The 21639-nt window shown below is 62.7% G+C and carries 17 protein-coding genes; 8 read left to right on the top strand and 9 right to left on the bottom strand.

Annotated elements, in window-relative coordinates; genetic code table 11:
- Together RUH64_RS16610 and rsmI are read right to left on the bottom strand one after the other, a co-directional pair.
- On the bottom strand, window positions 1-833 hold an 833-nt coding region (locus RUH64_RS16610; RefSeq protein ID WP_313814884.1), incomplete at its 3' end, for an aldehyde dehydrogenase family protein.
- A gap of 135 nt (window positions 834-968) precedes the next feature.
- Window positions 969-1865 (bottom strand): 16S rRNA (cytidine(1402)-2'-O)-methyltransferase, encoded by an 897-nt coding sequence (gene rsmI, locus RUH64_RS16605; RefSeq protein WP_396276076.1) that lies wholly within the window; start codon window positions 1863-1865, stop codon window positions 969-971.
- A 28-nt stretch (window positions 1866-1893) separates the two neighbouring features.
- Between rsmI and RUH64_RS16600 the strand changes: the two genes are divergently transcribed.
- The gene (locus RUH64_RS16600) at window positions 1894-3507 is read left to right on the top strand and encodes a phospholipid carrier-dependent glycosyltransferase (protein WP_313814882.1); all 1614 of its coding nucleotides are present in this window, start codon (window positions 1894-1896) and stop codon (window positions 3505-3507) included.
- Window positions 3508-3552: 45 nt separating this feature from the next.
- Window positions 3553-5394, top strand: a complete 1842-nt coding sequence (locus RUH64_RS16595; protein WP_313814881.1) for a long-chain fatty acid--CoA ligase — start codon at window positions 3553-3555, stop codon at window positions 5392-5394.
- Window positions 5395-5467: 73 nt separating this feature from the next.
- Here RUH64_RS16595 and RUH64_RS16590 read toward each other — a convergent pair whose 3' ends face one another.
- Entirely contained in the window at window positions 5468-6823 is a 1356-nt protein-coding gene (locus tag RUH64_RS16590) for a TIGR01906 family membrane protein (RefSeq protein WP_313814880.1), read from the bottom strand.
- A gap of 171 nt (window positions 6824-6994) precedes the next feature.
- Complete coding sequence (locus RUH64_RS16585; protein ID WP_313814879.1) at window positions 6995-7393, bottom strand: DUF3499 domain-containing protein; 399 nt, start codon at window positions 7391-7393, stop codon at window positions 6995-6997.
- Between the two features lie 66 nt (window positions 7394-7459).
- Between RUH64_RS16585 and RUH64_RS16580 the strand changes: the two genes are divergently transcribed.
- The gene (locus RUH64_RS16580; protein WP_313814878.1) at window positions 7460-7918 is read left to right on the top strand and encodes a metallopeptidase family protein; all 459 of its coding nucleotides are present in this window, start codon (window positions 7460-7462) and stop codon (window positions 7916-7918) included.
- A 65-nt stretch (window positions 7919-7983) separates the two neighbouring features.
- Here the strand turns inward: RUH64_RS16580 and RUH64_RS16575 are convergent, their stop codons facing one another.
- The 3 genes from RUH64_RS16575 to RUH64_RS16565 are packed head-to-tail and all read right to left on the bottom strand — an operon-like array spanning window position 7984 to window position 13966.
- Window positions 7984-9966 (bottom strand): DUF5719 family protein, encoded by a 1983-nt coding sequence (locus tag RUH64_RS16575; protein WP_313814877.1) that lies wholly within the window; start codon window positions 9964-9966, stop codon window positions 7984-7986.
- Window positions 9963-13496, bottom strand: a complete 3534-nt coding sequence (locus RUH64_RS16570) for a glycosyltransferase (protein ID WP_313814876.1) — start codon at window positions 13494-13496, stop codon at window positions 9963-9965. The genes RUH64_RS16575 and RUH64_RS16570 overlap by 4 nt, the downstream gene beginning before the upstream one ends.
- Window positions 13442-13966: a WhiB family transcriptional regulator gene (locus tag RUH64_RS16565; RefSeq protein WP_313814875.1), complete on the bottom strand. Its 525-nt coding sequence runs from the start codon at window positions 13964-13966 to the stop codon at window positions 13442-13444. The genes RUH64_RS16570 and RUH64_RS16565 overlap by 55 nt, the downstream gene beginning before the upstream one ends.
- Window positions 13967-14264: 298 nt before the next feature.
- Between RUH64_RS16565 and RUH64_RS16560 the strand changes: the two genes are divergently transcribed.
- On the top strand, window positions 14265-14975 hold the full coding sequence (locus RUH64_RS16560; protein ID WP_313814874.1) for a TIGR03089 family protein: 711 nt from the start codon (window positions 14265-14267) through the stop codon (window positions 14973-14975).
- A gap of 19 nt (window positions 14976-14994) precedes the next feature.
- On the opposite strand, the gene RUH64_RS16555 is transcribed toward RUH64_RS16560, so the two are convergent.
- Window positions 14995-15579 (bottom strand): GtrA family protein, encoded by a 585-nt coding sequence (locus RUH64_RS16555; protein ID WP_313814873.1) that lies wholly within the window; start codon window positions 15577-15579, stop codon window positions 14995-14997.
- Window positions 15580-15817: 238 nt separating this feature from the next.
- On the opposite strand from RUH64_RS16555, the gene RUH64_RS16550 reads away from it, so the two are divergent.
- The 4 genes from RUH64_RS16550 to manA all read left to right on the top strand — a co-directional run bounded on the left by RUH64_RS16550 (window position 15818) and on the right by manA (window position 20501).
- Window positions 15818-16978 carry a 5-(carboxyamino)imidazole ribonucleotide synthase gene (locus RUH64_RS16550; RefSeq protein WP_313814872.1) on the top strand — a complete coding sequence of 387 codons (1161 nt, stop codon included), beginning with the start codon at window positions 15818-15820 and terminating at the stop codon, window positions 16976-16978.
- A 74-nt stretch (window positions 16979-17052) separates the two neighbouring features.
- Window positions 17053-17583, top strand: a complete 531-nt coding sequence (gene purE / locus RUH64_RS16545; protein ID WP_313814871.1) for a 5-(carboxyamino)imidazole ribonucleotide mutase — start codon at window positions 17053-17055, stop codon at window positions 17581-17583.
- A gap of 18 nt (window positions 17584-17601) precedes the next feature.
- Window positions 17602-19230 carry an LCP family protein gene (locus tag RUH64_RS16540; protein ID WP_313814870.1) on the top strand — a complete coding sequence of 543 codons (1629 nt, stop codon included), beginning with the start codon at window positions 17602-17604 and terminating at the stop codon, window positions 19228-19230.
- A 65-nt stretch (window positions 19231-19295) separates the two neighbouring features.
- On the top strand, window positions 19296-20501 hold the full coding sequence (gene manA, locus RUH64_RS16535; protein WP_313814868.1) for a mannose-6-phosphate isomerase, class I: 1206 nt from the start codon (window positions 19296-19298) through the stop codon (window positions 20499-20501).
- A gap of 87 nt (window positions 20502-20588) precedes the next feature.
- On the opposite strand, the gene glpX is transcribed toward manA, so the two are convergent.
- Entirely contained in the window at window positions 20589-21623 is a 1035-nt protein-coding gene (gene glpX / locus RUH64_RS16530; RefSeq protein WP_396276077.1) for a class II fructose-bisphosphatase, read from the bottom strand.
- Window positions 21624-21639: the final 16 nt, after the last annotated feature.

Raw genomic sequence — 21639 nt, 5'->3', positions numbered from 1 at the left:
TCCAGGTCTGCATCCTCGAAGACGATGAACGGTGCGTTGCCGCCCAGTTCCATCGAGGTGCGCAGGACCTTGTCCGCTGCATCCTTCATCAGCTGCTTGCCCACCGGGGTGGAGCCGGTGAACGATACCTTGCGCAGGCGGTCGTCGGCCATCAGCGGGCCGGAGATCTTCGATGCCGAGGCGCCGGAAACGACGTTCAACACGCCTGCCGGCAGGCCGGCTTCCATCATGGTGGCGGCGAACAGCTGGCTGGTCAGCGGGGTCAGCTTGGCTGGCTTGAGCACCATGGTGCAGCCTGCGGCAACTGCCGGGCCGACCTTGCGGGTGGCCATGGCCAGCGGGAAGTTCCATGGGGTGATCAGCAGGCATGGGCCGACAGGCTTGTGCTGAACAAGGATCTTGTTCTTGCCCTCTGGGGTGGTCAGGTAGCGGCCGTAGTGGCGCACGGTCTCTTCGGAGAACCAGCGCAGGAACTCTGCACCGTAGGTGACCTCGCCGTAGGCCTCGGCCAGCGGCTTGCCCATTTCCAGGCTCATCAACAGCGCAAAGTCGTCCTTGCGCTCGGTGACCAGGTCGAAGGCGCGGCGCAGGATCTCAGCGCGTTCGCGTGGAGCGGTCAGGGCCCACTTGGCCTGGGCTGCATCGGCTGCGTCCAGTGCTGCCATAGCGTCTTCGCTGGTGGCGCTGGCAAGGGTCAGCAGCTTTTCGCCGGTGGCTGGGTCGAGCACGTCGAAGGTGCCGCCGTCCGAGGCGTCGCGCCATTCACCGTTGATCAAAAGGCCGGTTGGTACCTTGGCGAGCAACTCTGCTTCGCGCTGAGCGGTAATCGACATACGCACATCTCCTGAAACTGTTACTGAGGCTAGTAGTTGTTGGTATCCACGCTATTCTCGGCATCACAGCGCTGTAAATCGCCCTATGCACTATGAACCGCCAGATTCATTGTGCAATTTGCCTAAGGTTAAAAGCTAGCCCTGCTGTTCCTGCTTCTGCGCCAAAACGGCCTCATAGAGGTCGCGCTTCTTGACCCCCGATTTTTCGGCCACCTCGGCCACCGCCTGCTTCATCCTGGTCCCCGCGGCAACCAGCTGGTTCACCTGCGGCAAGAGGTCCTCGACGGTGGCGGCTTCGGGCTCGTCGGCGCCGGCGATGACCACGACGATCTCGCCGCGCACCCCCTCCAGCGACCACTCGTGCAGCTCCCCGAGGCTTGCCCGGCGCACCTCTTCAAACTTTTTGGTCAGCTCTCGCGCCACCGCCGCCTGGCGGTCCGCTCCGAAGGCTTCGCTGGCGGCTTCGAGGAAGTCATCCAGCCGATGCGGGGCTTCGAAGAACACCATGGTGCGCTGCTCGTCGAGCAGTGCGTCAAGCCGCTTGCGCCGTTCTCCGGCCTTGCGCGGGAGGAACCCCTCAAAGGTGAATCGCCCCGTGGGCAGGCCCGAGAGCGCCAGGGCGGTGAGCACCGCAGAGGGGCCGGGCACGGCCGTGACGCGGATGCCCTCCCCCATCGCTGCTGCTACCAGCGGATATCCGGGGTCCGATACGGCCGGCATACCGGCGTCGGAGACCACCAGGATCGTCGCCCCGGTCTTGGCCAGTTCGATGACCTCGGCGAGCTTGTGCGCCTCGTTGTGTTCGTGCAGGCTCATCACCCTGGCGGTGATCTTCAGCCCCAGCGCATTGGCCAGGTGATGGAAGTTTCTGGTGTCCTCCGCGGCGATGACATCCGCGCCGAGCATCATCTCCCGCAGGCGCGGGGACGCGTCGGACAGGTTGCCGATAGGGGTAGCTCCAAGGACGATCACGCCGTCATTCTCTGAATTCTGCACAATCTTTAGCCTACGCGAAGTACGAAAAGCGCACATTCCCCCACCCGCCCCGGTAGCATGACAAATGATGAGCATCTCGGCCCTGAAAACCACCGACGCCGGCCATGTGCAGTCTGCACGCCAGGCCTTCACCTTTCAGAGCCTGAAATACCGACTGGTGGGCGCCGCCTCCCTTTCCGGGCCGCTGCTGTGGATCGTCCCGTTGACGGTGACGGTGCTGGCGGGCATCCTTCGCTTCGTGAACCTCGCCCACCCGCACACGCTGATCTTCGACGAAACCTACTACGTCAAGGACGCCTACTCGCTGCTGCAAAGCGGCTACGAGCGCGAATGGGGTGACGAGGTCGACGATCAGTTCGCCGCCGGAGACCCGCAGCTCAGTCAGGACCCCTCCTTTGTGGTGCACCCGCCGCTGGGCAAATGGCTGATCGGCCTGGGCATGCTGCTCTTCGGCGACTTCAACGGATTTGGCTGGCGCTTCTCCACGGCGCTGTTCGGAACCCTCGCGGTGCTGCTGGTGACGCTGTGTGCGCAGCTGCTGTTTAACTCGCACTTCCTGGCAGGGGTCGCCGGGCTGCTGATGGCCGTGGACGGGCACTCGATCGTCATGTCCCGTACCGCCCTGCTGGATATCTTCCTGATGTTCTTCGTGCTCGCTGCCTTCTATGCACTGCTGCTGGACCGGCGCCATGGCCGGCTGAAGCTTGCCAAGCTGCTGGCGGTCCCGGCGGGCAACCGGCCCAATGAGTTCCTGCTGCGCAGCGGCCCGATGATTTGGTGGCGGCCGTGGCGCTTCACTGCGGCGATCATGATGGGCTGCGCCGCAGGGATTAAATGGTCGGCGCTCTCATTCATCGCGGTCTTCTGCGTGATGGCGGTGCTCTGGGACTTTGCCGCCCGACGCACCGCAGGAATCCACAACTGGTGGACCTCCGCACTGCTCCGCGACGGAGTCTACGCGTTCTTCACCATGATGCCGTTGATGCTCGCCACCTACCTGAGCACCTGGATCGGCTGGCTGAGCACGCAGGGCGGGCGCTACCGGCATTGGGCCGAAGAGAATCCGGGTGAGGGCGTCAGCTGGCTTCCCGCTCCGCTGCGATCGCTGTGGCAGTACCATCAGGCCGGGTACACCTTCCATACCGGGCTGAGCTCCGAACATGGTTGGCAGTCCTCCCCGTGGACCTGGCCCTTTGCCGGCCGTCCGGTGCTGTTCTACTTCGAAGGCTACGATCAGGGCGCCAATGGGTGTGATATCAAACGCTGCACCGAGGTCATCACCGACCTGCCCAACCCGGTGATGTGGTGGGCCTGTTGGCTGAGCCTGCTGTTGCTGATCCTCTGGTGGGTCGGTGCGCGAGACTGGCGTGCGGGCGCCATTTTGGCCGGAGCGGCCGCCGGCTTCCTGCCGTGGCTGCAGTACCCGGAACGCACCATGTTCTTCTTCTACACCCTGCCAATGGTGCCGTTCCTGGTCCTTGCGCTGGCGTATATGATAGGCAAGTTCATCCCCTCCGAGCCGCGGCGAAGTCCGCTCTACCGAACCCGCATCGCCCTGGTTGCCACCTTCCTGGCAGTCGTCTTGCTGGTTTCTGCGTTCTTCTGGCCTATCTGGAGCGGCGAAATGATCCCGGATGAATACTGGCGTGCCCACCTGTGGATCCCCAACTGGGGTTAATCCCTCGCACCGCAGAAGACCCACGAGTTCAAAGGACCTCCCTCCATGCAAGAAGTGCACGTTCAACCGCTGACCGAGTTGTCCCCGGAAGTGAATGTCACGAACCTGCTCCTTGACCGCGTTGCACAGGCGCCCGCCGAACCGCTGTTCATGGTGCACCGCGGCGACGATTGGGTTGACGTGGGCGCCGAAGAATTCCTGCGCGACGTCAAACGCCTGGCGATGCGCCTGATCAATGACGGATTGCAGGCAGGCGACAAGGTAGCGATCATCTCCCGCACCCGCTATGAATGGGCACTGGCGGAGGAAGCCATCTGGTTTGCCGGCGGCATCTCGGTGCCGATCTATGAGACCTCCAGCCCCTTTCAGATCGAATGGATCCTGCGCGATTCGGGAGCCCGGGTGGTCTTCGCCGAGGACCACGAACTGCGGGCGCATGTCCGCCAGGCGGTAGCCCAGCTGGGCGAAGCGGTCACCACCCACATGTTTGAAGGATCCGCCGGGGCCAACAACCAGCTGATCCCCTCCGCGGGCCTGCACAAGCTGCTAGTCGAGCCGCAACAGGTCGACGAGCAGGTCATTGAAGAACGCCGCGCCTCGATGCGACTGAGCGACACTGCCACCATGGTCTACACCTCGGGCACCACCGGGCGGCCCAAGGGCTGCAATATGACCCATGCGAACTTTGCGCTGGTGGCCCACAACCTCGCCGGCCACATGCTAGAGATCCTCGGTCAGAGACGCCGCACCCTGATGTTCCTGCCGCTGGCCCACGTGCTGGCCCGCGCCGTGCAGCAGACCTGCATCCACGGCGGGGCGGTCATCGCCCATTCAAGTTCGACCTCCACCCTGGTTGAGGATATGGCCGCGGTCAAACCCGGCTTCCTGCTGGCGGTGCCCCGCGTATTTGAGAAGATCCGCACCACCGCGCTGTCCACCGCGGAGGCCAGCGGCAAGGGCGAACTGTTCCTGAAGGCGGAGCAGACGGCCATCCAGGTTTCGAAAATCCGCGATGCCCGGGGGCGCGGTGAGAAGGTGCGCATGCCGCTGGGCCTGCGGGCGCGCTTTGCGCTCTTTGATCGGGTGCTCTATCCGAAGCTGCGCGCTGTCTTCGGCGGCCAATGCGGCTACGCAATTTCAGGGGCCAGCGCCCTGAACGAAGATCTGGCGCATTTCTTCCTCGGTGCTGGGATCAACCTGGTGGAGGGCTACGGTCTGACCGAGACCACCGCCCCGGCCACGGTCAATCAGGCATCGCTGGCCCGGGTAGGTACCGTGGGCCGCCCCATCCCCGGCACCAGTGTTCGGATTGCCGAGGATGGAGAAATCCTCATCAAGGGTATCGGCGTCTTCGCCGGATACCACGAGAATCCCCGGGCCACGGCCGAGGCCTTCGACGCTGACGGTTATTTCAAGACCGGGGACACCGGAGTGCTTGACGAGGCAGGGTTCTTGAAGGTCACCGGACGTAAGAAGGAATTGATTGTCACCGCCGGCGGCAAGAACGTCTCCCCTGGTCCGCTGGAAGAAATGATCCGCGCTGGACGCATCGCCGCCCAGTGCGTGCTCGTGGGTGACAACCGTCCGTTTATTGCGGCGCTGATTTCACTGGATCCCGAAGAGCTGGTGCTCTGGGCCAAGGCCAAGGGACTCGGTACTCTGTCCCTTGCCCAGGCCGCGAAGAATCAGGTGGTCCTGGACGAAATCCAGTCATATGTCGACATGGCAAACCTGACCGTGTCCAAGGCCGAATCGGTGCGCAAATTCGTGGTGCTGCCGGTGGAATTCACCGAAGAATCCGGGCACCTGACCAGCACGCTGAAGCTCAAACGCCAGGAGGTCCTCAAGGACTACGCATGGCAGATCGATCAGCTATACCAGCGCTGAGCTCCGCTCCCCCTGAGAACGCAGAAGGCTGGCCATCCACCGAAGTGGATGGCCAGCTCTCTGCTGTTCTTGCTTAGTTAGTCAGCCCAAAGGCGCGGGCTTCTTGACGCAGCCGAGCCGCCTCGCGCCGGCGTCCGGTGGGCCAGCAGGTGATCAGCACGATGACCACAGTGAGCAGCACCATACCGGCGATGGCCATTGCCGAATCCATCCAGAACTGCTCGGGGTACAGGCGGATCAGGGTGTCTTGGACGCTGAAGGTCCAGCTTCCCTCCGAGAAGAACAGTGCATGGAAGCCGCTGAAGAAGCGCTCCCACCCTGTCAGTGCAGCCACCATGAGCAGGGCCATCAGGCCAAGGGTCACCAGGGCGCCGGAGAACAGTGCGCGGCGCACGCCACCGGCGTAGCGCGCGGCAAGGTACCAGATGCCGATGATGAAAAGAACTGCCAGGACGATCCCGAGGACATAGGCGAAGCCGATGAGATTTTTGACGTCCACCATGTGCTGGACTTCGCCCTCGGTAAAGAGCAGGGAGCCATTGGGCAGAACCAGTCCTGCAAGGTATTCGGGCCCTGCAAAGTTGTTCAGGTAGTCGACCCCATAGCTGCCATAGGTCAGCCGCTGCGCGGCGGTGAAGCCGAAGAGGTCGGCGGGGAAGCCGGGGCGAGCATAGGAGAAGGCGAGGAACCCCGGGGTGGCGACCAGCCGGATGGCTGCAATCAAGGTAAGCACCGGGAAGATGATCGCCACGAGGATCTGCATGGGGCGTGCCAGGGCCGGCTTGGAGTTCAGCGCGCGGTCGCGGGCAACGCGACGCTTCATGGCTGCCTCGGAGGGAGCCTCGCTGGAGCCCTGGCTTCCAAAGACCCGTGAGCGCGCTTCGGCCACCGCGGCGGCAGTTGAGACCTTCACTTCGTCCTTTGACGCCGCCACCGGAGGCACCGAAGCCTTGGGTGCCGGTACGTCCTGCTTAGCTGCGGCGGCACCTGCGGACGCTGCGGCGGCGGCAGGCTTGGCGGCGCTTGCCTGCGGCTTGCCCTGCGTCTCAAGCTCGGCCTCATGCGGCAACTTAATAGCGCGGATCACGTCTTCCACCGACTGATCCGAGCTCTTGGCTTCGGGCATCACCGTGGTCTTTGCAGGTTCCGCCGCCGATGCGGCTGCCGGGGCTGCCGCAGTTTTTGCGGAGGATGATTCCTGCCGCCCTGATGCCTTCGGCTTGGCAGGAGCAGCGGGACGGTTGAAGGTAGCTTCGAGGTCGGCCTTGCGCTCGGCTTCGGCCTTTGCTGCTGCGTCGGCCTGGGCCATGTTCTTATGGGCTTCCAGTCGCGCTGCCAGTTCCTCGGCCTTTTGACTTAGCGGGGCCTTGGGCGTCTGCGTAGTTCCCTGTTCCGAAGCCCCGTTAGGGTCCTTCGCAGCATCAGCCATGAGGGGTCCTCCTGCTATTTACACGGTCACGTGATGAGTTTTTGGGGTTGCTTGCTAAGCCCGGCTCCGGGCTCTGCGATTTCAGCATAACCAGCAAGGTGTCTTGTCCCACGCATAGCCACACCACAATGCCTGGGTTATCGGTGACGCAGCGGTGAAAGTGCTGGTCTTCTAGTTCTGCTCGTTGGACGGGTCTTCGGGCAGTACCGAGAGCCTGACACGGCCATCCAGCCGCGGACCGCGGGTTTCGTGGGGCTGCGAGCCTTCGCCGTGCAACGGGGCCGCATGACGCGCGCGGCGCTCCGACCGCTTTGGTTCGCGCACGGCATCTACCAGGGCGTTGAGTTCGTCTTCGGGTTCAAGCACATCCGGGATGGTTCCACGGATCAGGCTCCACCCGCTGGGAACGGTGAGCCGGTTGGCGTGGCGGGCGCACAGGTCATAGCAGTGCGGTTCCGGATAGGTCGCCAATGGTCCCAGTACAGCGGTTGAATCCGCATACACGTAGGTGAGGGTAGCGCGTGCCGTCTCACGACAGGCCGGGCGAGAGCAAAGACGAAGACCTTCCACGCTCCAAGTCTACTTCCTTGCCCAGTGATTCACCGGTAATGGCCATCCCGGCGGTAGTGTTGAACTATGTTCGAGAAACTGCCGGATCAACCCAGCGGGCCGCGTCGGAACCGACACGGCCGGGGTCGCCGTGGACCGCTGATCCCGATGCACGTACCGGCATATCGCACACGCCCCGAACGTTTCGACGACGCCGTTATGGCCAGCGCCCAACGACTGGCGCAGCGCTGGGAGTCGCGGATGGTGCTCATCGACTTCCGCATCCTCCCGGTGCCCAGCGACAAACTCTTGGACCTCGCCCATGCTGCCGGCGACCGCGTACCGCTATCCTCTTCACGGGCGGCAACCGCCACGGAACGCGCCAGGGTATCGATCTACCGGCTGCCGCTGGAACAGCTGGCCTCCTCCACCGTGGAACTCGTGGACCTGGTCCACCAGTGCATCGTGCACGAGGTTTCGGAACTGTGGATGATCCCGGTCAATGAGGTCGATCCCGAATATTTCCCGGAAGACCCGGATTTCTAGCAGTTTAAACGCCCCTGGGCGGCGCGGAACTCCGCGCCGCCCAGGGGCGTTGGCTATCGGGGCTTTTAGCCGCCGACGTTCACCACGATCCCGTCGCGGCCGATATTCGCCTGCGGCATCGCGGCCCAGGCAATCGACTGGTCCGATCCCAGGATGACCTGCCCAATGTAGGCGTTGGTGTCCGAGGAGAAGATCACTGCCTGCGCGTCCTCGCTTGACTCGCGGGGGTCGAAGACGGTTGACGTTCCGGCCTTGACGCTCAGCTTCTGCGGTTTGCCCAGCGTTCCGTCCTTTGCAACTACCACCGCGTCGATCGAGGAATCAGATTCCACCGCGGCGATCACGAACTTGCCGGTACCGTTGGCGGACAGCGGCATCACCTGGTTGCCTGCCAATGCGGTGGAGCTCACCGCCCATGCCGTGTCCGTGGGGTCCTTCGGGTTGGAACCGCGGACCATGCGCACCGCGGAGGTCACCGGGGCGTCGGCCTCCACGACGATGCTGTAGTAGCCGCTGGCCAACTGATCAAGGTTCACGATCGAGGTGGCGTTGGACGCGACTGCAAGATTCTCGTCAAAACTTGCGGCGACCTCGCCATCGGCTCCGAGCACCTTGACCTTGTAGCCGGCGCCCTGGGAGCCGGTGGCTGCAACATGCAGCTGCGGCACCAGAGATTTATCGGCATCGGAAAGCTTCTTGGCATTGTCCTTGCCGTCGATCCACACGCCCGGAATGACCTGGGTGTTGGCGGCCGAGGAGTTCGGCGCCACCAATTCAACACCGGACGGAGTCAAACCGCGCAGGGCCGCCTGCTGTACATAGGCACTGACCTTGCCGCCGGTGCTGGTGACAGTTGCCGCCACGGAATTCAGGTTCTGGGCGTAGCCGCCGAGCACGATGGCTCGCTGCTGGCCCGGGGCAATCACGATGTTCTGCAGCGTGGCGGTATCGATCAGCCCCTCGGGCCCGCGAAGGTCGATGGCTACCTGGGCCGCGGTGCTGGTGGGGTTGCTCAGATGCAGCACCGAGGTGGATCCGGTGGTGGTCTGCAGGCCGGTGAACCGCCAGTTCGACGCCGGGGCCTGGCAGGTGGCAGCGGCCAGCCCTGCGAGGTCGCCGTCCTTGGCCTGGTAGCTGCGCAGGCTGCTGCCGATGGACGGCAGGCCGCCCAGCGGCTGCACGGTGTACTGCTGCTGGCTGTTGACGTTGTTGGTGGTGTTCACCTGCGAGCTGCGGCCGGTCAGTCCCTGGTCGTCGGCGCTGCGCGACTGGGATGCTTCCTCGTCGTCAATGCGCTTGGTCAGCTGCTTGACGTCGCTGCCGTCCAGATTCGAAAGGCTCGATCCCGGGATACGCTTGGCAAGGTCGGAGACGACAGTGCTGCGCAGGTTGCTGGAGACGTCCTTGGCGCCCGGGGCAAACTGCGGATCGGTGCCGTCGACACCCTTGAGCAACTGCGGGGTGGCGGCGCAGACGCTGACCGCGTCGCCGGCAGGCAGGCTCGTGACCGCGGCGGGCAGTGCCACCGGGTTGGCGTTCGGCGCCAGCAGGGAGGCTGCGGCGATGACTCCGGAGGAGGCGATCACGGCGGCCAGGCTCAGCAGTACCGCCCCGGTCTTCTTGCGGGTGGGCGAATGCTCGGCTTCCTTCACCGCGGCTGCGCGCGCCTTTTCCAACTTTTCGCGGCGCTTGCGCGCGGTGGCGCTTTCCTCCTTGGCCTGCTTCTGCTCCGCGTCCTGCACGGCGGCAGGCTGCTTCGCTGCGGCGGCCTTCTTCGGCTTGTCAGCCTTCTGTGCCTTGTCGGACTTTGCTGACTTGTCCGCCGTTGCTGGCTGTTCCGGCTTTTCCGCCGCCTCAGATCCCTTGGCTTGCTGAGCCTCGGTGCCGGCGGCGGCCGCGCTCCTCGTCTCTGCGGGCGTCGGCGAGTCCGCCTGCTTTGGCTGCGGAGCCTTGGCGGCGTCCTGCTGCGGATCGGCGGCGGACTTTGGTGCGGGCAACGGCGGCTGCGCGGAGGAATCCTGCTCGTTCACGTTCTTCTCATCACTCACTGGTTCTTCTCCTGCCCTGGCTCGTCGTCCGTGATCTTATCGCCCAGCTTGGGCTCCAGGCTCTCGCGCATTTCGCTGGCCCTCGCACGGGCTTCACGCCGGCTGAGCGGATGATCGGACTGGGAGATGACGCCGGTGACGGGCTGTGCCGCCGCCAGTACTGCTTCGCCGTCGGTCACCTGATCGGCATCACGCTGCTCTTCACGGACCCGGTACTGGTCGTTGCGGTAGTTCGCGAAGCGGCGCGAGCTAGGCACCGGGATGGCCAGCAGCACGGTGAACAGCAACAGCACCGCGGAGATCACGAGCATCGGCAGCGCCACCGGTTCGCGGTGGCTCAGGTTCAGCGTTCCGCCCGAGGCCGGAACCTCGAAGGCCTGGGCCCACTGGTTCTCCGAGTCTTGCGGGTAGCCCACGCTGCGCAGCGGCGCCGAATCCAGTGAGGCCCGCAGCTTGGGGTCTGCCGCGGTGGCAAGTACCAGTGTGCGCGGGGAATCGGCGGCAGGGATCTGCACGTTCTTGATGGATGCGCGGTTGCTTGGCAGGACGGTGACCTTGCCGTCGGCATCCACCAGGCGGGCAAAGCCTGCGCCCTCGTTGGCTTCGGTGCTCTGGTAGTCCACGCGCCACAGCCAGCCGCTGTCTGTCTGGCCTACGGCGGCCAGGCCGGTGGCCGCGTCCAGCACGCGCACGGTGGAGGACACCGCTTCACCGCTGACGTTGAGCACTACGTAGCCCACGCCGAGGTCGCGCAGCTCTTCACGGGCGTCCAAGCCCGACTCGGACAGTAGCATGGCCACCACTTCGCGCTGTACGTCTTCGGCCGCCGAATCGTCGTTGCGCTGTGGGTGCAGCAGCGAACCGGTCAGCTGGGACACCTGCGAATAGCGGCTGAGCGTATCGATGGTTTCACCGTTGCCGGAAACGATCTCGCTGTCCACCTCGCCGGAAGCGCGCGGGGTCAGCACCAGGGTGCGTTCATGCAGTTCGGAGCGGCCCGCATCCGCGGCGGTGGCCGGGATGGTGCGCTGGTTGGAGGGCTGGACCTGAAGCGGTGCGGTCAGCGCGCTCAGCGTGCCGTCCGGATCCTGCGGATTCAGCTGGGTGCCAAGTCCCACGGCGCCGCTGGCAAGAATGGTCACCGCAGAAAGCACCGCCATGATGCTCAAGACCGCCCTATTGGCAGGTCGGCGGGCCGGGCGAGGCAGATCTTCGCGGCGCAGCGCCGCGCTGGCGTTAGCTGCCGCGGCGATCAGTGCGAACACCGCAAATGACACGAAGGGACCGGTGTAGGCGGTGACGGTGGTGTGCGAGTCGAGGCCCACCGGGATGAACCCGACGCCCCAACCGGCGGCCAGGGACAGGGCCGCGGCCCACACCAGTCGGCGGGAGTTGCGGCGCATGCCCTCGTCATGGCTCAGCGAGGTGCCCACGGCACCAGTGACTGCCAGCAGAATGATCGGGGCGCCGACCAACAATGCCGCAACCAGCGACCACGGGCCGGCAGGCAGGAAGCCCCAGCCAAGCGGTGCGGCGGCGGCGTTGAATTCTTCGGGGAACCCAAGGCTCATCTGCCACAACGGGGCGGGGTTGAACCCGGTGGCTGCCCCCGGCTCGGTGAACAGCAGCCGTGGGTCGGACAGTGCAGAAATCAGCAGCGGCAGGTTCCAGACCACGGCCGGCAGCGGCACCCACCACAGGGTCTTGGCGCGGCGCGGCGAGAAGGCGGCGAGGATGTAGATCGCCAGGACAGCCGTCAGGAAGAATGCCATGGACCCGGCCGAGATGATCCACAGGATCAAGGCGGCGCAGGCCGAAGCGGTCCACGCCGACCGCGTGGCTTGGAGCTGACTCGGTGGGAGCTTTCCTTCCACCGGCACGCTGGTCCCCATGGCGCGCAGCACCGCAAGGAACAGCAGCGGCAACATGATGTGCACCAGCACTGCGCCGACGCGGCCGGTGGCCAGCGCGGAGAACAGCGAGGGCATGAGCGCCCAGATCAATGCGGCGATGAAGCGGACGGCCCGGGAGCGGCTGACCGCCCCGATCCCCCACCAGGCGGTCAGCGCCGCCAGCGGTATGGCCGCATAGAACAGGTACACCGATGCCTCATTGGCATGGTTGAAGCTCAGCGCGGAGAACAGCCAGAACAGTGAATCGCTGTTATCCGGTGCCGCGCTTAGCCCGGTGGAGGTGCTCTGCCACCAGGACAGTGCATTGGCGCCGATCTCCCCCATGGTGTTGGAGAACGGGCGGGCGGCGCCGCCCGCGAGGGCGCCGGCTCCGAACAGCGAACGCCAGGCGATCATGGAGACGCCGGTGGAGATGATCAGGGCCAGCAACAGGGAGAACACCGCGGTGGTACGCGGGGGCCTGGCGATCCTGACGAAGTCTGAGAAATTGTCGCCGCTGGGCTCCTGGGCCCCATCCGAGCCGCTGCCGTCGCCGAAGACCATCGAGTCGTCGCGGCCGGTGTCGAGGTTGCGGCGGTATTCGCGCACCTGGGAACCGGAGGCCATGAGCTTGCGGACCTGGCGGCGCGGTACGCTGCGAATCTGCCTGACATTGCGCCGGGACGCGCCGAGCTTGACCGGGGAGAACAGACCGCGCAGGGTTGCTCCGAGGTAGCTGAATCCGTGTCCCGGGTCTTTTGCCAGCACCGCCAGCAGGAAGTGGCCGAGGCCGCCGAGCAGGATGCCTATCCACAAAAACGGCAGCGCCAGAGGAGAGGCGAACTTCAGGCGCTGGAATACTTCGGCACGTTTGGCCTCCTGCGGACCGGCCAGCGCTTCCACCACCTCAACCTGGTGGTAGATCTTCGCCTCGGGCACAACCACCACGCGGTGTCCTGCCAGGCGGTTGCGCCAGCACAGGTCCACGTCATCGCCGCGGCCGGGGATCGCCGGGTCGAAACCGCCGAGCTGTTCGAAGACCTCGCGGCGGATGAACATGCCAGCCGAGGAGACGGCAAAGTAATCGCTGCGGCCGTCGTACTGTCCCTGATCGACTTCGTCGGTATCGATCAGGGTCAGGCGCTGTGCCTTGCGGTCGACGCTCAGGCCCACCTCGACCAGGTGGCGAGGGTTGTCGATGTCTAGCAGCTTGCATCCGGCGATGGACACGGATTCGGAAGCTTCAACCGCACCGGTCAGCTGCTGAAGGGCATCCGGAGCCGGCATCGAATCGTCGTGGATGATCCACAACCATTCATCGCGGTCGGTGCGGGCCTCGGGCAATTGGGCGACTGCCACGTCCAAGGACAGTCCCAAAGATCCTTCATCGGCGCTCAGCAGCGCTGCGTTCGACGGCAGATTTGCTTTAAGCACTTCTAGGGAGCCATCGGTGGATGATGCATCAACACCGATGTAGCGTTCAACTGGCCTTGACTGGTTCCGCAGCGCGGCTAAGGTACGTGGTAAAAAGTCAGCGCCATCGTGCGTAGCAACGATGGCGGTGACATGAATTGGTGGACGAATTAGATTGCTCGTTTCCGTAGACGGCGGCGTTCGCGCTCCGAGAGCCCTCCCCAAATTCCAAAACGCTCATCGTTGCTCAACGCGTATTCCAAACATTCCGAACGTACAACACAAGCGCCGCAAACTCGTTTAGCATCGCGGGTTGAGCCGCCCTTTTCTGGGAAGAACGCTTCGGGATCGGTCTGTGCACACAGTGCTCGAGCCTGCCAGCCAAGCTCGCCTTCATCGACTTCCTGCCCGACGCCGAGCCAGACAGCCTTGATGGACTCACGGGTCACATCGTCTTCGTCGAGTTGCGGGGCCCAGGAGCCCGCAGTTGAAATTTCTTCAACTTCAGTCTCGGATTCACTGCCCGATCGGACGTCATCTGCAGCCGTTTCAAGATCAGCTGCTACGGCAAGCCGGGAGAAATCCTCAGCTTGCGGATCGACAAACCAATCCGACGGTGCGTTGTCCAACCCGTACTGAGCAGACGCAACAGCCGAGGTCGAATATTCGGAGTACCCCTGCTCCACCTTCGCCATGGTGATGTTGACCTTTCACGTTGATTTGAGAAGATCGGGCGTTCAAAGCACCCGATCCATTCGGCACCATTTAGTCCATCAAAGTATTGGAAATGATGGTCTGGGCCAAACTCACCATCTAATTACATCTGTGTAACTCGGTGAGAGTCAAGCGGGACCGGTATTCTAAGAACACTTCTCAGGAAACTCTCGGCACAACACGCCGCACAAACACGCTGATCAACCGGGCGAGTCGTAACTTGCCTGAATTCCAAGTGAATTCTCAGTATCAAGATTTAAGGCAAAGGTGAGTAAAAACTTGACTTCCAACGCATTCGTCGAAGACCTTCTTTCCACCCATCGACGCTCCGCTTCCCCGTGGTTGACTTGGTACGCAGCAAACGGCGAACGCATCGAACTCTCCGGTCGGGTATTTGACAATTGGGTGGCGAAAAGCGCGAATATGCTCTCCGAAGTCTTCAGCCTCGAAGAAGGTGACGTAGTAGTTTTGAATCTTTCGTCACATTGGAAATCTTTGGTCCTAGCGCTCGCTTCTTTACATCACGGAGCTACACTGGTCCCGGCTGGCAGCGGGTTGGCGAGCAGCGCCGCACTATGGATCACCGATGCACCCAATGACGAACAGATCCCTGCTTCCGCCGAGATCCTCGCGGTCAATCCAGCGGCGCTGGCACTGTCCTTCGGGGAAGACCTAGGTCCGGTCGCTGAAGACTTCAATGCTTCGGTCCGCACATACGCGGACCAGTTCTACCCATCAGCGGTGGATGAAAACGGCCTCGCAATCGATGCCGACGGCACAGGGGAACTAAGCATTCAGTCCTTGTTCACAGCCGACGCCACGGCGCAGGGAACCATTTTGGTACGCGCCGACATTCCGGTGCTTGAACTGCTGCCCTATGCGGTCGCTCAGTGGGCTGCGGGAGATGCCATCGTCCTGTTGGGCGACGGTGTTGAGGCTACCCAGCGGCTTCGCGAGGGTGAACGCATCACCTTCGACTACCTGCCATAGAGGCAGGTTCGCTCCTGCTTTAGACTGTGGGGACGCTTCCGGTGTCGGTGGAATCGCTGCGTGCGTCTCCGGCGGCGGGAGCGTCCGCGGTTCCGGGGGCAACTTTCGCAGGGTGCCCGCCGAGCAGTTCATGGTCGTGGGCGAACTTTTCTTCCTGATCCATTTCTGCACCGAAGACCCAAAAACGGTAGGCGAAGAAACGGAAGATCGTGCCCAGGATCAGTCCTACCACCGAGCCTGCGATAAACAGGCTGGTCGCATCGGTCAGGCCGATCCAATATTTGGTGACCCACACACAGGCGGCGGCGATACCCAGACCGATGGCGTTCATGATCAAGAACATCACCAGTTCGCGGACCACATTGGCCTGGCGGCGGTGGCGGAAGGTCCAGTAGCGGTTGGCCAGCCAGGAAAATACGGTGGCCACCACGCCGGCAATGATCTTGGCCTTCACCTGCGAGTCGCTCATTGGACCGTGCAGCAGCCATACGTAGATGCCGGAGTCAATGATGAACGCTATGCCTCCGACAACACCGAACTTCGCCACTTCGCGCCACAGCAGCGAGACGAGTCCAGTAAATTTTTGCCTGATGCGGTCGAACATTTTCCTCCAGAGAGCCCCACGGTGACCGCAGAGCCAACGCTCTGGCGGTGACTCGTCAGATTGGTCGGGGAAGTCAGCAACTCCCCCGCACAGTACGATTTAGAATTTGTCTTTGCCTCTTCAAGGCAAAGGCAACATTCGACCATTTTATCGAATTTTTCTGGCAATTGGCCCACCGAATCTAGTCATCGAAAGCCACGCACACAAAGGATGCCCCACAATTCGCTAATCTAGAGGGGTGAGCTTTCCAAAAATTGGTGTAATTGGTGGCGGGCAGTTGGCCCGCATGATGGCCCCAGAGGCCCTGAATCTCGGATTTGAACTTCATGTTCTGGCCGAAGGACCCGACGTATCGGCCGCCCGCAGCGTTCCCGATGCACCGGTCGGCGACTACAAAGACCTTGAAACCCTGCGCGAATTCGCCAAGGGCAAGGACGTGGTCACCTTCGATCACGAGCACGTTCCCAATGAGTTTCTCACCACTTTGATCAATGAAGGCGTCAATGTCCAGCCGCGCCCGGCAGCGTTGATCCATGCCCAGGACAAGCTGGTCATGCGAGCAGCCATTGAAAAGCTGGGGCTGCCAAACCCTGCATGGGCCAAGGTGGAAAGCGTTGCCGAACTTGTTGAGTTCGGCGATGAGATCGGCTGGCCGATCGTCCTGAAAACTCCGCGCGGCGGCTACGACGGCAAGGGTGTACGCATCCTTGATTCAGCCGACGACGCCCGCGACGCCGCCGATTGGTTCGCCAACGGCGCCCTGCTGGCAGAGGACAAGGTTGATTTCTCCCGCGAACTCTCGGCCCTGGTGGCGCGCACCCCATCGGGTGAAGCCAAGGCTTGGCCGGTAGTTCACACCATTCAGGTTGACGGGGTCTGTGACGAAGTCATCGCCCCGGCTCAGGAGATCTCCGAGGCCACCGCTCAGACGGCCGCCAATGCAGCGCTGCGCATTGCCGAAGAATTCGGCGTCACCGGCGTGATGGCTGCCGAACTCTTTGAAACCCCCGGCGTCGGTGCAGGCTTCGTCATCAACGAGCTGGCCATGCGCCCCCACAACACCGGCCACTGGACCATGAACGGATCGGTGACCAGTCAGTTCGAGCAGCATCTGCGTGCGGTGCTCGACCTGCCGCTGGGCGATACCCGCGAACTGGGCGTGACCGTCATGAAGAACTACCTCGGCGGCGCGAACCAAGACCTGTTCTCCGCCTTCGCTGCGGCCCTGGCGGCAGCCCCCGAGGTCAAGGTCCATGCCTACGGCAAGTCGGTGCGCCCAGGACGCAAGATCGGCCACGTGAACGTCGTGGCTAATAATGGTGAAACCGTTGATGAACTTCGCGCAAAGACCGATCAGGTTGCCGCGTTGATTCGCGACGGCGTACCTGCCACCGCCTAATATTTTCGTGAGCGCTGCGGCTGTTGGAAAACAGCGGCAGCGCTCTATTCGAGACACCCAAGGAATACACTGCAATGACTGAAGCACCACTTGTCGGCCTGGTAATGGGCTCAGATTCAGACTGGCCCGTTATGCGTCTGGCAGCCCAAGCCCTGACCGAATTCGGCATTCCCTTTGAGGCCGACGTCGTCTCCGCGCACCGCATGCCCACCGAAATGATCGAATACGGCAAGTCGGCCCATGAGCGTGGACTGCGGATCATCATCGCCGGTGCAGGCGGCGCAGCCCATCTTCCGGGCATGCTTGCATCAGTTACACCGCTTCCTGTCATCGGAGTACCAGTTCCACTGGCTAAGCTGGATGGAATGGACTCCCTGCTGTCCATCGTGCAGATGCCAGCGGGTGTTCCGGTAGCAACCGTTTCCATTGGCGGCGCACGCAATGCAGGTCTGCTCGCGGTGCGTATGCTCGCCTCGGGAACCGACGAGCTTGCACAGTCGTTACAGGTAAAGTTGCTTCAGTTCGCAGATTCTCTGCGCGATTCCGCCCACGCAAAGGGCGCTTCGCTGCGTGCAGAAGTTGCCAACGAGAATTTCGCCTCCTAGGGAAAGTCACACAAGTACATGGGTTCAGCCACTCATCGCGCTCCGAGTCCGTTGCGCAATCCGGAGACCATCAGCTCTCCGCAGCGCAGCAAGCGCGCCCTGATTTTGGTCTTGCTGACCATCTTCTTCCCGGGCAGCGCACAGCTCATCGCTGGCAACCGCAAGCTGGGTCGCATCGCCGTATCGGTAACGATGATCTGCTGGTTGGCAGTGATCGGCTTGGTAGTCATCTACTTCACCAACCGCTCGATCATTCTCGGCTGGGTGGCTCACCCCAACTTCCAGCTGTTCCTGATCATCGTGCTGGGCACCCTAGCGGTGTTGTGGCTGATCATGTTCATCAATACGCTGATCATCATCAGGCCGAAGATGCTCGCCCCGGGCATGCGTGTGATTGTTTCGGTGTTCACCCTCGCAGCGATCGTCGCCACCAGCGGCGTCTTCGTCTACGGTGCATCGATCCTCAACACCGGCCGCCAGACCATTGAAAAGGTCTTCGAGGCAGGCCCTGCCTTTGAACCAGTCGATGGCCGCTACAACATCGCAGTCTTCGGCGCCGACTCCGGCTCGAACCGCGACGGCGTCCGCACCGACTCGGTGGCATTGATGTCGGTGGATGCCAAAACCGGCAAAACCCTGTTGATCTCCATGCCGCGCAACTTCCAGGGTGCACGCTTCGCACCTGGTTCACCGATGACCAAGGCATGGCCTGACGGCTACAACTGCGGCAACGAGTGCCTGTTCAACGCGATCTACCGCGATGCCGAAGACAATCACGCGGACCTGTTCCCGAAGTCGGTGAAGAATGTCGGTGCACAGGCCGCCATGGATGCCCTGCAGGGCACCACCGGCCTAGAGGTTCAGGGCTACGTCATGGTCGACATGGCAGGCTTTTCCAGCTTCGTCGACGCCTTGGGCGGCGTGACGATCAACTCCGGTGGCTGGGTTCCTTATAACGGCAAGTACTGGGAAGGCACCAACGTGCGCACCCACTGGTTCGCCCCCGGCACCCAGACCTTCAACGGCAAGCAGGCCCTGTGGTTTGCCCGTTCCCGCGACTTCACCGATGACTACCACCGCATCAAGCGCCAGCAGTGCCTGCAGCAGGCAATCATCAAGCAGGCCACCCCGCAGACCATCCTGACGAACTTCACGAATATCATGTCGGCCGGCGAGCAGCTGGTGGAGACGAATATTCCTGCAAGCCAGCTTTCATCCTTCGTCAGTGTTGCGGAGAAGGTTTCTTCCCAGCCGTTTGCACGGTTGACGCTCGGCGCACCCGACTTCCCTCGTTCATTCTCCACCTACCCTGATTTCGACCAGATCCAAGAGCGCATCCAGTCGATCATCGAGAAGCAGAGCGCGCCGAAGAAGGACAAGAAGAAGGAAGAATCCAAGAAGTCCGAGGACCCGGCAAAGTCCACCGAGGCTTCCGAATCCTCCGATTCATCTGAAGCCGCCGAGGAAACCGAGGACGCCTCAGATATCAACAATGCGCCTAAGCTCTCCGAGGGCGACACCCAAGAGTTCACGCAGCCTGACGGCAGCGCGATCACCGAGGAATACTTGGTCAATCTCGAGTTGTCCGGCTACAAAACGCGCATTGCGCAGATTGCAGCCAACAACGACGAATGCTCGGTGCCTTAAACGGTTATGACCCCCCAACCGATTGGCAACCCATATCCGTTTGTGAAAGGTATAGGCAATCAACCGTGTTTGAGCTGAACAACACGATAAGGGATTACCATTGGGGATCCGAAAATCAGATCACGGCGCTGTTGGGGTTGGAAAACTCCATCAGCCCGCAGGCTGAAATGTGGCTCGGCGCCCATCCTGGGTGCCCGAGCCACACCATGCAGGGCTCAAGTTTGGATGCGATCATCGCCGATGATCCGCAGCGAATCCTCGGCCCCGACATCGCACAGCGTTATGCTTCGCTGCCCTTCTTGATGAAGGTGCTCTCCGCCGCCCAGCCGTTGTCGATCCAGGTCCACCCGAATCTGGAACAGGCCAGGGAACGGTTTGCCAGGGAAAACGCTGCAGGCATCGAGTTGTCGGCAGCCGACCGCAACTACAAAGATGCAAACCACAAACCTGAAATGCTTTATGCGCTGACCGATTTTGCGGCCCTCTCGGGATTCCGCGAGCCGGAGGCGATCATCGAGGACCTCACCGCCTTGCAGGGCTTCCTCGGTGCCGACAGCGCGGGTATGCTCGACGAACTTCGCTCCATTTTGCGCGGCGGCGACCCGCTGGCCTCCGCCCTGCAATTCGTACTTGACTCAAAGCAGGACTCCTCGTCCCTGGTAGCCGAGATCTGTGCGGCCATCAGCAACAATGAGCAGCTCGCCCAGCAGGTACATCTGGCCGAATTGGTGCGCATCAATGCGGTATATCCCGGCGATTGCGGAGTCTTGGTGGCGCTGCTGTTGAACCTGGTGTACCTGCGCCCCGGCCAGGCCATCAGCCTCGCCGCCGGCAACGTGCATGCATACCTGCGCGGTCTGGGCATTGAGGTCATGGCGAACTCCGACAACGTGCTGCGCGGAGGGCTGACCAGCAAGCACATCGACGTAGCGGAGCTGCTTGATGTCACCGTGGCCGAGCCTGCCCCCGCTCCCCTGCTGGCGCCCCTTGCGGCGGGAGAAAACAGCAGCCTATACCAGCCTGGGTTCGATGAATTCCAGCTTCAGGTCATCGACTGCGTCCAGGGTCAGGATGCGGTGGAGTTGCAGCTTCATGGTGCTGGCGTGCTGCTGTGCACCGCGGGGTCATTCCGCGTGGAGACCCGAGCCGACACGAAGATCCTCTCGCGCGGCCAATCCGTGCTGATCGGCAACGACGAACTGCCCGCCACAGCCTCCGCGCTGCAGGCTGGTCAGCTCTTCGCCGCCAGCGCCCAAGGCCTCGCAGGCTGAGCTTCCCTTAAAACACTGCGAGCCGTGAACCACCGATGATCAGTGGTTCACGGCTCGCAGTGTTTTAAGGTTGTCTACCTGCTTGGTTTAGCGGGTGTAGGCATCCCACTTGTCCTGCTTGTGCTCTCCCTCGACGAAGCGGATGGTTCCTGACTTGGAACGCATCACGATCGACTGGGTGGAGATGCGGCCGTTCTTGTAACGGACGCCGCGCAGCAGGTCGCCGTCGGTGATGCCGGTGGCTGCGAAGTAGCAGTTGTCCGAGGTCACCAGGTCGTTGGTGGTCAGCACGCGGCCCAGCTCGTGGCCGGCGTCGATGGCCTTCTGCTTTTCTTCGTCATCGGTTGGCCACAGGCGGCCCTGGATCACGCCGCCCAGCGACTTGATGGCGCAGGCGGTGACGATGCCTTCTGGGGTGCCGCCGATGCCCATCAGCGCGTCAACGCCGGTGCCTTCGCGGGTTGCGGCGATGGCTCCTGCCACGTCGCCGTCCATGATCAGCTTGGTGCGGGCGCCAGCCTCGCGGATTTCGTCGATCAGGCCGGCGTGGCGTGGACGGTCAAGCACGGTCACGGTGACCTGGCTGATCTTCTTGCCCTTGGCCTTGGCGATCAGGTGCAGGTTCTGCTTGACCGGCAGGCGCAGGTCAACCAGCTCGGCTGCCTCTGGGCCGGTCACCAGCTTTTCCATGTAGAACACTGCCGATGGGTCGAACATGGTGCCGCGATCGGCAACTGCCAGCACGGACAGTGCGTTGTTCAGGCCCAGAGCGGTCAGGCGGGTGCCGTCGATCGGGTCCACAGCCACGTCGCACTCGGCGCCGGTGCCGTTGCCGACCTGCTCGCCGTTGAACAACATGGGGGCTTCGTCTTTTTCGCCTTCGCCGATCACCACGACGCCGTTGAAGTTCACGGTGGACAGCAGGCCGCGCATTGCGTCTACCGCTGCTCCGTCAGCTGAGTTCTTGTCACCGAAACCAACCCATGGCGAGGAGGCGATGGCTGCCGCCTCCGTGGCACGGACAAGTTCCAGCGCCAGGTTGCGGTCCGGCTCCGCGTCGGTTACCGACAGTCGCGAAGAAAGGTGGGCAAAATTGTTCTTTTCGGTCACGAAAGATCCAATCACTTCAGTCGTAGTC

Source organism: Glutamicibacter sp., assembly GCF_032154645.1.
Lineage (GTDB): Bacteria > Actinomycetota > Actinomycetes > Actinomycetales > Micrococcaceae > Glutamicibacter.
The sequence above is the reverse complement of the archived record's forward strand: the minus strand, read 5'-3'. Positions and strand labels throughout refer to the sequence as shown.

Coding starts and splice junctions, on each gene's coding strand:
- rsmI (WP_396276076.1), bottom strand. CDS start 1,865: ATGTGCGCTTTTCGTACTTCGCGTAGGCTAAAGATTGTGCAGAATTCA.
- RUH64_RS16600 (WP_313814882.1), top strand. CDS start 1,894: ATGATGAGCATCTCGGCCCTGAAAACCACCGACGCCGGCCATGTGCAG.
- RUH64_RS16595 (WP_313814881.1), top strand. CDS start 3,553: ATGCAAGAAGTGCACGTTCAACCGCTGACCGAGTTGTCCCCGGAAGTG.
- RUH64_RS16590 (WP_313814880.1), bottom strand. CDS start 6,823: ATGGCTGATGCTGCGAAGGACCCTAACGGGGCTTCGGAACAGGGAACT.
- RUH64_RS16580 (WP_313814878.1), top strand. CDS start 7,460: ATGTTCGAGAAACTGCCGGATCAACCCAGCGGGCCGCGTCGGAACCGA.
- RUH64_RS16565 (WP_313814875.1), bottom strand. CDS start 13,966: ATGGCGAAGGTGGAGCAGGGGTACTCCGAATATTCGACCTCGGCTGTT.
- RUH64_RS16555 (WP_313814873.1), bottom strand. CDS start 15,579: ATGTTCGACCGCATCAGGCAAAAATTTACTGGACTCGTCTCGCTGCTG.
- purE (WP_313814871.1), top strand. CDS start 17,053: ATGACTGAAGCACCACTTGTCGGCCTGGTAATGGGCTCAGATTCAGAC.
- RUH64_RS16540 (WP_313814870.1), top strand. CDS start 17,602: ATGGGTTCAGCCACTCATCGCGCTCCGAGTCCGTTGCGCAATCCGGAG.